The 12,980-nt window shown below is 69.8% G+C and carries 12 protein-coding genes; 1 reads left to right on the top strand and 11 read right to left on the bottom strand.

Features of this window, described 5'->3' with window-relative positions:
• Positions 1-43: 43 nt before the first annotated feature.
• From glpK to WBG79_RS02145, 9 genes are all read right to left on the bottom strand, one after another.
• Complete coding sequence (gene glpK, locus WBG79_RS02185; protein WP_337355472.1) at positions 44-1,537, bottom strand: glycerol kinase GlpK; 1,494 nt, start codon at positions 1,535-1,537, stop codon at positions 44-46.
• Positions 1,538-1,674: 137 nt separating this feature from the next.
• Complete coding sequence (locus tag WBG79_RS02180) at positions 1,675-3,420, bottom strand: ABC transporter substrate-binding protein (RefSeq protein ID WP_443147395.1); 1,746 nt, start codon at positions 3,418-3,420, stop codon at positions 1,675-1,677.
• Positions 3,421-3,507: 87 nt separating this feature from the next.
• Positions 3,508-3,834, bottom strand: coding sequence for a DUF2160 domain-containing protein (locus WBG79_RS02175; RefSeq protein WP_337355471.1), 327 nt, complete (start codon positions 3,832-3,834; stop codon positions 3,508-3,510).
• Positions 3,834-4,625 (bottom strand): carbohydrate ABC transporter permease, encoded by a 792-nt coding sequence (locus WBG79_RS02170; protein WP_337355470.1) that lies wholly within the window; start codon positions 4,623-4,625, stop codon positions 3,834-3,836. The genes WBG79_RS02175 and WBG79_RS02170 overlap by 1 nt, the downstream gene beginning before the upstream one ends.
• A gap of 2 nt (positions 4,626-4,627) precedes the next feature.
• Complete coding sequence (locus WBG79_RS02165; RefSeq protein ID WP_337355469.1) at positions 4,628-5,521, bottom strand: carbohydrate ABC transporter permease; 894 nt, start codon at positions 5,519-5,521, stop codon at positions 4,628-4,630.
• A 2-nt stretch (positions 5,522-5,523) separates the two neighbouring features.
• The gene (locus WBG79_RS02160; RefSeq protein ID WP_337355468.1) at positions 5,524-6,603 is read right to left on the bottom strand and encodes an ABC transporter ATP-binding protein; all 1,080 of its coding nucleotides are present in this window, start codon (positions 6,601-6,603) and stop codon (positions 5,524-5,526) included.
• Between the two features lie 12 nt (positions 6,604-6,615).
• Positions 6,616-7,704 (bottom strand): ABC transporter ATP-binding protein, encoded by a 1,089-nt coding sequence (locus WBG79_RS02155; protein WP_337355467.1) that lies wholly within the window; start codon positions 7,702-7,704, stop codon positions 6,616-6,618.
• Positions 7,701-9,248, bottom strand: coding sequence for a glycerol-3-phosphate dehydrogenase (gene glpD / locus WBG79_RS02150; protein WP_337355466.1), 1,548 nt, complete (start codon positions 9,246-9,248; stop codon positions 7,701-7,703). The genes WBG79_RS02155 and glpD overlap by 4 nt, the downstream gene beginning before the upstream one ends.
• Positions 9,249-9,382: 134 nt before the next feature.
• A complete protein-coding gene (locus WBG79_RS02145) occupies positions 9,383-10,183 on the bottom strand; it encodes a DeoR/GlpR family DNA-binding transcription regulator (RefSeq protein ID WP_337355465.1) in 801 nt (266 codons plus the stop codon).
• A 107-nt stretch (positions 10,184-10,290) separates the two neighbouring features.
• On the opposite strand from WBG79_RS02145, the gene WBG79_RS02140 reads away from it, so the two are divergent.
• On the top strand, positions 10,291-11,391 hold the full coding sequence (locus WBG79_RS02140; RefSeq protein ID WP_337355464.1) for a hypothetical protein: 1,101 nt from the start codon (positions 10,291-10,293) through the stop codon (positions 11,389-11,391).
• Positions 11,392-11,406: 15 nt separating this feature from the next.
• On the opposite strand, the gene WBG79_RS02135 is transcribed toward WBG79_RS02140, so the two are convergent.
• Positions 11,407-12,474 carry a quinone-dependent dihydroorotate dehydrogenase gene (locus WBG79_RS02135; protein ID WP_337355463.1) on the bottom strand — a complete coding sequence of 356 codons (1,068 nt, stop codon included), beginning with the start codon at positions 12,472-12,474 and terminating at the stop codon, positions 11,407-11,409.
• Entirely contained in the window at positions 12,471-12,821 is a 351-nt protein-coding gene (locus tag WBG79_RS02130; RefSeq protein WP_337355462.1) for a DUF952 domain-containing protein, read from the bottom strand. Before WBG79_RS02130 ends, WBG79_RS02135 begins: the two co-directional genes overlap by 4 nt.
• Positions 12,822-12,980: the final 159 nt, after the last annotated feature.

The raw sequence follows: 12,980 nt of genomic DNA, 5'->3' as shown, positions 1-12,980 counted from the left end.
GAGGCTGCATCGATCCTGAACGCGGCGTTGGCGTGCGGTCAGCCTACCCGCGCCGGCTCAAGGTCCGGGCGACCGCGTCCTGCCAGGCCGCATATTTCCGGTTCCGCGTGTCCGCGTCCATGACGGGGGCGAAGCGGCGCTGCAGGGCCCAGGTGCGCGCGAAGTCGGCGGGCGGCGGCAGCACCCCGGCCTGCAGGCCCGCGAGGTAAGCGGCGCCGAGGGCCGTGGTCTCGAGGACCTTCGGGCGATCGACCGGCGCGTCCAGGATGTCGGCCAGGAACTGCATGGTCCAGTCGGAGGCGACCATGCCGCCGTCGACACGCAGCACCGTCCCGGCCTCGCCGGCCCAGTCCCCGCGCATGGCCTCGATCAGGTCGCGGGTCTGGTAGCCGACCGATTCCAGCGCGGCGCGGGCGAGTTCGCGGGGCGAGGTGCCGCGCGTCAGGCCGTAGAGCGCGCCGCGGCAGTCGGCGTCCCAGTAGGGCGCGCCGAGGCCCACGAAGGCGGGGACGAGGATCACGTCCTGGGCCGGGTCGGCGGTCGCCGCCAGCGAGCCGGTCTCCTCGGCCGAGCGGATGACCTTGAGGCCGTCCCTGAGCCACTGTACGGCGGCGCCGGCGATGAAGATCGCGCCTTCGAGCGCGTAGGTGCGCCGGCCGTCGAGCTGGTACGCGATGGTGGTGAGGAGGCGGTTGCAGGAGGTGACGGGATTTTCGCCCGTGTTGAGGAGCGCGAAGCAGCCGGTGCCGTAGGTCGACTTCATCATGCCGGGCGCGAAACAAGCCTGGCCGACGGTGGCGGCCTGCTGATCCCCGGCGATGCCGCAGACCGGCACGGGGGCGTCGAGGATGTCGGAAATGGTGGTGCCGAACGGCGCGGCCGAGTCGCAGACCTCTGGCAGCATCGCCATGGGCACGTCGAGGAGCCTGCAGAGCTCCTCGTCCCAGCGGCCCCGGTGGATGTCGTAGAGCAGGGTGCGGGAGGCGTTGGTGGCGTCGGTGGCGTGCACCCGGCCGCCGGTCAGGCGCCAGAGCAGGAAACTGTCGACGGTGCCGAAGGCCAGTTCGCCGCGGGCGGCGCGCTCGCGGGCGCCGGGCACGTTGTCGAGCAGCCAGGCCACCTTGGTGCCGGAGAAATAGGGATCGAGCAGCAGACCCGTGCGGGCGGAGACGAGCGGCTCGTGGCCCTCGGCCTTGAGCCGCGCGCAGGCGTCGGCGGTGCGACGGTCCTGCCAGACGATCGCCTTGTGGATGGCGGCGCCAGTCGCGCGGTCCCAGACGAGGGTGGTCTCGCGCTGGTTGGTGATGCCAATGGCGACGACCTCGGCGGCTCGCGCGCCGGCCTTGGCGAGGGCGGCCCGCATGGTCGAGACGGTCGTCCGCCAGAGGTCCTCGGGGTCGTGCTCCACCCAGCCGGAGGCGGGGTAGTGCTGCGGGAACTCCTCCTGGGCCACGGCCGCCACCGTCAGGTCCTTCCGGAACAGGATGGAGCGCGTCGAGGTGGTGCCCTGGTCGATGGCGAGGATGTAGGTGGTCATGGCCGGTTCCGGAGCGTCGTTGCCTCCGGAGCCTTGCCGGATCGCCCCCTCCCCGGCAAGGGGAGAGGGCGGTCGGCATCCGGAGAGGGTTGGGCGAGGGAGAGCCGTCCGGCCGCCCCCCGCCCGTCGTCAGCCGATCAGCTCCGCTTCGGCGGGGTAGCCGGCCAGGACTTGATCAGCGCGTCGTAGTCGACGGTCTCGCCCTTGGGCTTCTCGTTCGCCAGCTTGCGCTGCGGGGCGACGTTGCCGTCCTTCTCCGACTTGGCGAACCAGAACTCGGCCGACTCCTTCTTGTTGAGCTTCGGACCGCATTCGCCCTGCACGTTGGCGCGCTCCAGGCGCTCCAGCACCGAATCCTGGGCCGCCGCGAGGGCGTCCATGGCCTGCTGCGGGGTCTTGGCACCGGACGAGGCGTCGCCGATGTTCTGCCACCAGAGCTGGGCCAGCTTCGGATAGTCCGGAACGTTGGTGCCGGTCGGGGTCCACTGCACGCGCGCGGGCGAGCGGTAGAACTCGATCAGGCCGCCGAGCTTCGGGGCGCGCTCGGTGAAGGACTTGTGCCAGATGTCGCTCTCACGGATGAAGGTGAGGCCGACGTGGCTCTTCTTGGCCGAGACGGTCTTCGACACGGTGAACTGGGCGTAGAGCCAGGCCGCCTTGCGGCGATCCACCGGGGTCGACTTCAGGAGCGTCCAGGAGCCGGCGTCCTGGTAGCCGAGCTTCATGCCGTCCTTCCAGTAGGAGCCCTTCGGCGACGGGGCCATGCGCCACTTCGGGGTGCCGTCCGGGTTCACGACCGGCAGCCCTTCCTTGACCATGTCGGCCGTGAAGGCGGTGTACCAGAAGATCTGCTGGGCGATCTGGCCCTGGCTCGGGATCGGGCCGGACTCGGAGAAGGTCATGCCGGCCGCCTGCGGCGGGGCGTATTTCTTCAGCCACTCGATGTACTTGGTGATCGAGTAGACGGCCGCCGGGCCGTTGGTGTCGCCGCCGCGCTCGATCGAGGAGCCGGCCGGACGGCAGCCCTCGACGCGGATGCCCCACTCGTCGACCGGCTTGCCGTTCGGCAGGCCCTTGTCGCCGTTGCCGGCCATGGAGAGCCAGGCGTCGGTGAAGCGCCAGCCGAGCGACGGGTCCTTCTTGCCGTAATCCATGTGGCCGTAGATCTTCTGGCCGTTCACTTCCTTCACGTCGTTCGTGAAGAACTCGGCGATGTCCTCGTAGGCCGACCAGTTGACCGGCACACCGAGGTCATAGCCGTACTTGGCCTTGAAGCGGGCCTTGTAGTCTGGGTTCTGGAACCAGTCGTAGCGGAACCAGTAGAGGTTGGCGAACTGCTGGGTCGGCAGCTGGTAGAGCTTGCCGTCCGGACCGGTCGTGAAGGACTTGCCGATGAAGTCGTCGACGTCGAGCGTCGGCAGGGTGACGTCCTTGCCCTCGCCGGTCATCCAGTCGGAGAGCGGCACCACCTGCTGATAGCGGTAGTGGGTGCCGATCAGGTCGCTATCGTTGATCCACGCGTCGTAGATGTTCCGGCCCGACTGCATCTGGGTCTGGATCTTCTCGACGACGTCGCCTTCCTGGATCAGGTCATGCTTGACCTTGATGCCGGTGATTTCCTGGAAGGCCTTGGCGAGCACCTTGGACTCGTACTCGTGGGTGGTGATCGTCTCGGAGACGACGTTGATCTCCATGCCGACGAAGGGCTTGGCGGCATTGACGAACCACTCCATCTCCTTCATCTGCTCTTCCTTGGAGAGCGTCGAAGGCTGGAACTCGCTGTCGACCCAGCGGCGTGCCTCGTCCATGCCCGCCAGGGCGGTCGTGGACGCGAGGCCGAGCATCAGCCCGGCGAGGCCGAGTTTCGCTTTCATGCGGGACATATTCATTCCTCCCACTTCTCGTCTTGCGGTCGTTTCTTGTCGGCGGCGGACCCCGCAACCGGTCCACCGCCGTCGATCCTCTGCCTCTCAGACCCAGCGGAACACCGCCGCGGCCCAGAGCAGGGACAGTCCTGTCGCGATCCAGAGGCGCGAGACCTCGAGCCCCTCGCCGACCGGCAGCGTCCCGAGCGGGGCGGTGCCGGCGAGCGCGATGAAGGCGAGGTGTATAAATGCTGCACCGAGGAGCGAGATGAAGAGCCGGTCGCCGCGCGTCGTCGGAATGGCGAGGACGCCCACCCGGGGCGTCTCCGGGCGCTTCACGGCGAGGAGCGTCATCAGCGCCAGGAGGGCCGCGATCACGCCGAAGAAGGCGGCGGTCGCGGGCGTCCAGGCCATCCAGGCGATGCTCTCCATCACACCCTCCCCAGGGCGAAGCCCTTGGCGATGTGGTTGCGGACGAACCAGATCACGAGCGCGCCGGGGATCAGGGTCAGCGTGCCGGCGGCGGCGAGCAGGCCCCAGTCCATGCCGGCCGCCGAGGCGGTGCGCGTCATGATTGAGGAGATCGGCATGTTGTTGGTGAGCGTGCGGGCGAGCAGCAGCTCGACCCAGGAGAACATGAAGCAGAAGAAGGCGGCCACGCCGATGCCGTTGGCGATCAGCGGCACGAAGATCTTCACGAAGAACTTCGGGAACGAGTAGCCGTCGATGTAGGCGGTCTCGTCGATCTCGCGCGGGACGCCGGACATGAAACCCTCGAGGATCCAGACCGCGAGGGGCACGTTGAAGATCGTGTGCGCCAGCGCGACGGCCCAGTGGGTGTCGAAGAGACCGATCGCCGAATAGAGGTTGAAGAAGGGCAGCGCGAAGACGGCGGGCGGCGCCATGCGGTTGGTCAGCAGCCAGAAGAACAGGTGCTTGTCGCCCATGAAGCGGTAGCGCGAGAAGGCGTAGGCGGCCGGCAGCGCGACCGCGATCGAGATGACGGTGTTCATCAAGACGTAGATCAGGCTGTCGATGTAGCCGTTGTACCAGGACGGATCGGTGAAGATCGTCCTGTAGTTCTCCAGCGTCGGGTTCTCGGGCAGGAGTCCGAGGCCGCCGATGATCTCCGTGTTGGTCTTGAAGCTCATGTTGACGAGCCAATAGATGGGCAGCATGAGGAACAGGATGTAGAGCAGCAGGATCAGGGTCTTGACGCGCATGGTCAGGCCGCCTTCCTGTCCTGGGCATCCGAGGAGGTCATCACGGTGTAGAACACCCAGGAGACCGCCAGGATGATGAGGTTGTAGACGATCGACATGGCCGCGGCCTTGCCGAGGTCGAACTGGCCGAGCGCGATCTTGACGAGGTCGATGGAGAGCACCGTCGTCGAGTTGCCGGGACCGCCGCCGGTGACCACGAAGGGCTCGGTGTAGATCATGAAGCTGTCCATGAAGCGGAGCAGGACGGCGATCAGAAGCACCCGCTTCATCTTCGGCAGCTCGATCCAGCGGAAGATGGCGAGCCGCGAGGCGCCGTCGATGCGGGCGGCCTGGTAGTAGGCGTCGGGGATCGACTTGAGGCCCGCGTAGCAGAGGAGCGCGACGAGGCTCGTCCAGTGCCAGACGTCCATGACGATGATGGTGAACCAGGCCGAGAGCGGGTCGTTGGTGTAGTTGTAGTCGATGCCGAGCCGGTTCACCGTCCAGCCGAGAAGGCCGATGTCGGTGCGCGCGAAGATCTGCCAGATGGTGCCGACCACGTTCCACGGCACGAGTAGCGGCAGGGCCATCAGGACCAGCGTGACGGCGACGCCCCAGCCCTTCTTGGGCATGGTCAGGGCGACCAGGATGCCGAGCGGGATCTCGATCGCCAGGATGATCGCGGAGAAGAGCGCGTTGCGGCCCAGGCTGTCGTAGAATCGCCCGCCGAGCTCGGTCGAGGGGTCGAGCAGCTCGACGTACCAGCCGACGCCGTTCCAGAAGAACTGGTTGTTGCCGAAGGTGTCCTGGACCGAATAGTTGACGACGGTCATCAGCGGCAGGACCGCATTGAAGGCGACCAGGGCGAAGACCGGCAGAACCAGGAACCAGGCACGGTGGTTGATGGGCTTGTCCATCGTCAGATCCCCTCGACCCGGTGGCCGTCCGCGTAGACGTGGACGTGAGCCATGTCGGGCACCAGCCGGACGGTGTCGCCGTCGATGCGGGTGTCCTCGGGGGCGACGACCGCGAGCGGCAGGCCGTCCAGCTCGCAGCGCAGGATCTTGGCGCGGCCGACATCCTCGACCCGGGTCACCCGGACCGGGATGGCGTGGTCCCAGGTGGACGGCTTCAGGTATTCGGGGCGCACGCCGATCTCGATACGGGCGCCGGCGGGCAGGTTCGGGTAGCGCCGGGCGAGGTGGATCTCGCGGGTGCCGATGCGGGCCCGGTCGCCCGAGACCTCGGCGGGCAGGACGTTCATGCCGGGCGAGCCGATGAAATAGCCGACGAAGGTGTGGGCGGGCTTCTCGAAAAGCTCCTGGGGCGTGCCGAGCTGGACCACCTCGCCGTCGTACATGACCACGACCTTGTCGGCGAAGGTCAGCGCCTCGGTCTGGTCGTGCGTCACGTAGATCATGGTGACGTCGGATTCCTCGTGGACGCGCTTCAGCTGGGCGCGGAGGAGCCACTTCATGTGCGGGTCGATGACGGTCAGCGGCTCGTCGAACAGGATCGCGCCGACGTCCGCGCGCACCAGGCCGCGGCCGAGCGAGATCTTCTGCTTCATGTCGGCGGTGAGGCCGCGGGCCTGCCAGTTGAGCTCGCGCTCCAGCCCCAGCATGCGGGCGACCTCGTCGACCCGGGCGCGGATGACGCGCTCCTCGACGCCGCGGTTGCGGAGCGGAAACGCCAGGTTCTGGGCCACCGTCATGGTGTCGTAGATGACCGGAAACTGGAACACCTGCGCGATGTTGCGCTTCTCGGTCGGCAGGACGGTGACGTCCTGGCCGTCGAACAGGACCTTGCCGTGGGAGGGGTGGACGAGGCCCGAGATGATGTTGAGGAGGGTGGTCTTGCCGCAGCCGGAGGGGCCGAGCAGCGCATAGGCGCCGCCCTGCTCCCAGGTGTGGGTCATTTCCTTCAGGGCGAAGTCGGACGGCTTCACCGGGTTGGGCCGATAGGCGTGGGCGAGGCTGCGGAGTTCGATGCGGGCCATGGTCCCCTCCCCTCACGCGGCCAGAAGGCCGGCCGGCGCGGCGGCGAGCCGCCCGTCGGCGTCGAAGACGAAGAAGGAGGCCGGGTCGAGATGGAGGTCGATCCGATCGCCGGGGCGGAGGTTCAGGACGCCGGGCACCAGCGCGATCCAGCGGTCGGCGCCGACGTCGACGTGGACGAAGCTCTCCGAGCCGGTGATCTCGGAGACGGCCACGCGGCCCGAGAGGGAGACGGTGTCCCGGGCCTCCCGGGCGAGCGCGACGTGATGGGGGCGGAAGCCCAGCGTGTAGGTCCCGTCCGAGAGACCCGCGAGCGGGCCGGCGGCGGCGAAGAGCGGGGCCTCGGCGAGGGCGACCCGGCCGCCGCGGATCTCCACGAGGGCGAAATTCATGGGCGGGTCCGAGAAGGTCTCGGCGGTCACCCGGTCGGCCGGGCGGCGGTAGACCTCGATGGTCGGGCCGAACTGGGTGATGCGGCCGTGCCGGAGGGTCGCGGTGTTGCCGCCGAGGAGCAGCGCCTCGGAGGGCTCGGTGGTGGCGTAGACGAATATGGCGCCGGTCTTCTCGAAGACCCGGGGCAGTTCGACGCGCAGTTCCTCGCGGAGCTTGTAGTCGAGGTTGGCGAGCGGCTCGTCGAGCAGCACGAGGTCGGCGCCCTTGACGATGGCGCGCGCGATGGCGGTGCGCTGCTGCTGGCCGCCGGACAGTTGCAGCGGCGTCTTGTCGAGGTGCGCCTCGAGCTTCAGGAGGCCGGCGGCCTCCCGCACCTTGACTTCGACCTCGGCCTTGGACGCGCCCTTCACCCGGAGCGGGGAGGCGATGTTCTCGTAGACGGTCATGGACGGGTAGTTGATGAACTGCTGGTACACCATGGCGACGTTGCGGTCGCGGACCGCCGTGGCGGTCACGTCGACGCCGTCCATCAGGATGCGCCCGGTCGTCGGGCGGTCGAGGCCGGCCATCAGGCGCATCAGGCTGGTCTTGCCGGAGAGGGTCGGCCCGAGGAGCAGGTTCACGGTGCCCTTCTCGAGGGTCAGCGTGGTCGGATGGATGTGGGTCTCGGCGCCGACCACCCGGGAGACGTTCTCGAGCCGCAGGGTCACGGGCGGCCTCCCTGGCGCAGTGCCGGAGCGCCGACATCGCCCTGGCGGCGGGTCATGAAATCGTCCAGCGCCCGCTGCTCCTCGGGGGTGACGCGCAGGCCGAGCTTGGACCGGCGCCAGAGCACGTCGTCGGCCGTGCGGGCCCACTCCTCGGCCATCAGGTAGACGACCTCCGCCTCAGTCAGATCGGCGCCGAAGCGGCGGCCGAGGTCGGCCATGGAGCGCGCCTCGCCCAGCACCCGCGGGGTGCGGGTGCCATAGTAGCGGAAGAGGCGCCGGGCGGTGCGCTCGGCGAGGAAGGGGTAGCGGCGGCGCAGGTCGGCGACCGCGGCCTCGACGCCGCTCACCGGCAGGTCGCCGCCGGGAAGCGCCGCGCCGGCCGTCCAGGGCCGGCCGATGGCCGGGAAGAAGGGCTCCAGCTTCTCGAGCGCGGCCTCGGCGAGCCTGCGGAAGGTGGTGATCTTGCCGCCGAAGACGTTGAGCAACGGCGCCTCGCCCGCCCCGCCCTCGAGGCGGAGCACGTAGTCGCGGGTCGCCTCCTGGGCCTTGGAGGCGCCGTCGTCGTAGAGGGGGCGGACGCCCGAATAGGTCCAGACCACGTCGGCGGGCACGACCGGCCGGGCGAAATACTCGCTCACCGCCTGACAGAGATACGCGACCTCCTCGTCGGAGATGCGGACCGCGGCGGGATCGCCACGAAAATCCTGGTCGGTCGTGCCGATCAGGGTGAAGTCATCCTCGTAGGGAATCGCGAAGCAGATGCGGCCGTCGGCGTTCTGGAAGATGTAGCAGCGGTCGTGGTCGTAGAGCTTGCGCACGACGATGTGGCTGCCCTTGACGAGGCGCACCCGGTCGGGATCGTTCTGGCCGACAGCGCCGGCGAGGAACTGCGAGACCCAGGGGCCGGCCGCGTTGACGAGCCCGCGGGCGGTGACCTCGCGGGTCGTCCCGGCGGCGACATCCTCCAGCGTCACCCGCCAGAGCCCACCCTCACGCCGGGCCTGCCGGACGCGGGTGCGGACCAGGACCTCGGCGCCGCGCTCGGCCGCGTCCTTGGCGTTCATGACGACGAGGCGGGCGTCCTCGACCCAGCCGTCCGAGTATTCGAAGCCGTGGGTGAAGGCCGGCTTCAGGGGCGCGCCGGTCGGATCCTTGCGGAAGTCCACCGCCCGCGTGGCGGGCAGGATCTCGCGGCCGCCGAGGTGGTCGTAAAGGAACAGGCCGAGGCGGATCATCCAGCGCGGGCGCAGGCCGCGGTGATGCGGCAGCACGAAGCGCAGCGGCCAGATGAAATGGGGCGCGGCGCGCATCAGCACCTCGCGCTCGATCAGCGCCTCGCGGACGAGGCGGAACTCGTAGTATTCGAGATAGCGCAGGCCGCCGTGCACGAGCTTGGTGGAGGCGGACGAGGTCGCGCTGGCGAGATCGGCCTGCTCGGCGAGCAGGACCTTCAGCCCGCGTCCGGTGGCATCGCGTGCGATGCCACAGCCGTTCACGCCTCCGCCCACGACCACGAGGTCGTAGGGGCCGGTATCGGCTCCCATGCTGTCTCCTCCCCACGGCTCCGTTGAGACCGGAGCACGCTCACCGGGTGCGGGTTCGAGCCGCCCCGTTTTCGACCTGGATGGTGATCGGTGGCAAAACGAAAATCAAGCGAAAAAATCGAAGCCGTGAACCTTCACATTCCCGAATCGCGAATGGGTTCGGCCGGGTTGTCCTCGGCGACTTGCACCTCCACGCCGTCGCGCCGGCAGATCTCCAGGAAGTCCGGCGGGGGGTCGCGGTCGGTGACGAAGACGTCGCACTGGCTGATGTGGCCGATGCGGACGGGGGCGGAGCGGGTGAACTTCATCGAATCGGCGACGAGGATGACCCGCCGGGCGTTCTCGATGATCTTCTGGGAGACTCGGACCTCGCGGTAGTCGAAGTCGAGCAGCGCGCCGTCGGCGCCGATCGCGGAGGCGCCGATGATGGCGTAATCGACCAGAAACTGGCTGACGAGGTCGATGGTCGCCTCCCCGACGATGCCGCCGTCGGTGCGGCGGACGAGCCCGCCTGCAACGATCACCTCGACCCGCGGGCTGGGCAGCAGGATCGACACGACGTGGATGTTGTTGGTGATGACCAGCAGTCCCTCGCGGGCGATGAGGGCGCGCGCGACCTCCTCGGTGGTCGTGCCGATGTTGATGAAGAGCGACGAATCGTTCGGAATGAGCCCGGCGGCGCGCAGGCCGATGGCGCGCTTCTCGGCATTGGCGAGCTGGCGGCGGGCCTCGTAGGCGACATTCTCGACGCCGGAGGAGAGGATCGCGCCCCCGTGGGTGCGCGTCAGCAGGCCCTGGTCGCAGAGTTCGTTCAGATCCTTGCGGATCGTCTGGGGCGTCACGGCGTAGCGTTCGGCGAGGTCGTCCACCGATACGCGGCCGACCTGGCGGGCGAGGGTCAGGATCTGGGTCTGGCGCGGAGAGGGCAGGAACATGCGGGGCGACCTCGCGGAGCGAGTCGTGAGGAGAAAGCCCCTCGGCCGAACTGTCAATCGCGACAGCGCGTGGATCGGCCGCGACCTCCCGTGCTAGGGACCCGCGCATGCGTCACGCGATCCTCCATGTCGGCCTCCACAAGACGGGCACCTCGGCCATTCAGCGCGCGCTGAGCGAGGCGCGCGACGCCCTGGCCGCCCAGGGGATCTCGTATCCCGGTCCGGCCGGCCGCCGCCCCCTGCCCCGCGCCCACCACGCGCTCAGCCAAGACCTCGGACTTCCGGTCGAGCCCGAGCCGGACCGGTTCGGTCTCGCGGAGCTCGACGCGGTTCTCGCGGAGGACGGCGCGGACACGCTGGTCCTGTCGAGCGAGACGCTGAGCGGGCCGCTGGTCACGGCGGAACGGGTGCGCCCGTTGGTGGACCGGCTCCTCCGGCACGGCTTCGCGGTCACGGCGGTCGCTTTCGTGCGGCCGCAGGCGGCCCTGGCGACCTCCTTCTATGTCGAGCAGGTCAAGGCCCTGCAGTGCGACCTCGACTTCGAGGCCTATGCGGCCGAACTCGTCGCGCATGACGAAATGGACCTCGGGCGTCGCCTGCAGGCCTGGACGGACAGCCCGGAGATCCGCTTCGTCGCCGTGCCGTATCGACCCGCGCGGGACGGCCTCAATCCCGCCGAGGACCTGCTGGCGGCCGCCGGCGTGGACGAGGCCCGCATCCGCGCGGTCGGGCTCGGGGCGGGGGAGCGGGTCAACGTGAGCTTCGGCCCGGAGGGTGTCGCGGCCTGCCGCCTGCTCGCACGCCGGGCCGCCTCCCTGCTTCCGGGCGCCCGCAGGGCGCTGGCGCAGATCGCCCTGGACGAGGTGCAGATCAGGGGCTGGGACGCGGGTCGGTTCGACGGCTTCGACGACGACGGGGCGCGCCGCTTCGGGGAACGCTTCGCGGCGAGCAACGAGGCTTTCGCGGCGCGTCATTGGGGGAGCGGCTTCGACGCGCGGTTCGGGCAGGAGGCCGGTCGACGCTGGCACCGAAACGAGCGGTCGCCCGAAACCCTCGGCGATGCGGGCGAGGCGTTCGTGGACGCCGTCCTCCGGCGGTTCGAGGCCGACGACCTGCGCCCCAAGATCGTCCGCCTGCGCCGCCAGGCGGAGCGGCAGGCGAGGAGAGGCCCGTTCCGGCGGCTGTTCGACGCGGTGAGGGGGCGCTAGGCGGACCGCCCGGCGTCAGGTCCAGGCCGCGACGCGGCGGCCGACGAGCGGGGCGAGGGAGGTCAGGCGCTCCCGGTCGAGCGTGGCGGCGAGGGCGCGGTTGATCCGGCCGATCAGCCCCGGCCCCTCGTAGACGAGGCCGGAATAGAGCTGGATCAGGTTGGCGCCAGCCTCGATCTTGGCGAGGGCGGTCTCGCCCGAGTCGATCCCGCCGACGCCGACGAGCAGCATGTCCGGGCCGACCAGTCGGCGCATGCGGGCGAGCACCCGGGTCGAACGCTCGAAGAGCGGCCGGCCGGACAGGCCGCCCGCCTCGCGGGCCGCCGGATCCCTCAGGCCGTCGCGGGCGAGCGTGGTGTTGGTCAGGATCAGGCCGTCGATGCGCTTGTCCAGGGCCTCGGCGGCGACGTCCTCGATGCCGCCCTGGTCCATGTCCGGCGCGACCTTCAGGAGCACGGGCACGCGCCGCCCGTGCGCCTCGGCCATGCGGTCGCGCGCCTCCAGGCAGCGGACCAGGAGCTCGGCGAGCGCGCCGCGGGCCTGCAGGTCGCGCAGGCCGGGCGTGTTGGGGGACGAGACGTTGACGGTGAAGTAGGACGCCAGGTCCGCGAAGGCCTCGATGCCGGCGACGTAGTCGGCCGGGCGGTCGACCGTGTCCTTGTTGGCCCCGATGTTGACGCCGACGATGCCGCCGCGCGCCTTGCGGGCGAGAAGGCGGCCGCGCAGGGCGGCGTGGCCCTGGTTGTTGAAGCCCATCCGGTTGATCACCGCCCGGTCGGCGGGCAGGCGGAAGAGGCGCGGGCGCGGATTGCCGCCCTGCGGGCGCGGCGTGACGGTCCCGACCTCCGCGAAGCCGCAGCCGAGCGCGAGCAGTGCGTCGGGCACCTCGCCGTTCTTGTCGAGGCCGGCGGCGACGCCGACCGGGCCGGGGAAATCGAGGCCGATCGCGCGGACCGCGAGGCGTCGGTCGGGGGGCGGACAGGCCGGCAGGAGGCCGGTCGCCAGGACGCGCAGGGTGATCCCGTGGGCCGTCTCGGCATCGAGCGCGAACAGGCCGCCGCGGGCGAGCGCGTAGAGGCTCACGGGGCGAGGTCTCCGAAGTCGTGCCGGCCGTCGGTCCCGAGCGGCAGGGGGCGAACCCACAGGACCGCGGACAGGGGCAGGTCCCCGTAGAGATGCGGGAACAGGGCGCCGCCGCGCGAGGGTTCCCACTTCAGGGCCTCGCCCAGGGCGGCGACGCCGACCGCGACGAGCACGAGATCGTGCTGGCCGGCGAAGTGCCGCGCCGCGGTCTCCCTCACCTGCCCCGCCGTCGAGAAGTGGATGTAGCCGTCCGCCTCGTCGACCGGGGCTCCCGCGAAGCGGCCGGTGCGTTCCGCTGCGGTCCAGAGCGTTCGTGGGCAAATCTTGTATATGATGTCAGCAGGCATCGACGATTCCGAGCATGTCCCCGAACGGTAGCGGGGGCGGCAGTCGGGGGCAAGGGAGAGCGGGCCGGCCCGGACGCGTTCATGCTTCGTACTGGACAGCCGGAGAAGCTGGGGTTAATCGGTGGGGCAGGACAGCGCGCTCGATGGCCGGGAGAGGCT

Origin of the sequence: Prosthecomicrobium sp. N25 (genome assembly GCF_037203705.1) — a bacterium.
Lineage (GTDB): Bacteria > Pseudomonadota > Alphaproteobacteria > Rhizobiales > Ancalomicrobiaceae > Prosthecodimorpha.
The sequence above is the reverse complement of the archived record's forward strand: the minus strand, read 5'-3'. Positions and strand labels throughout refer to the sequence as shown.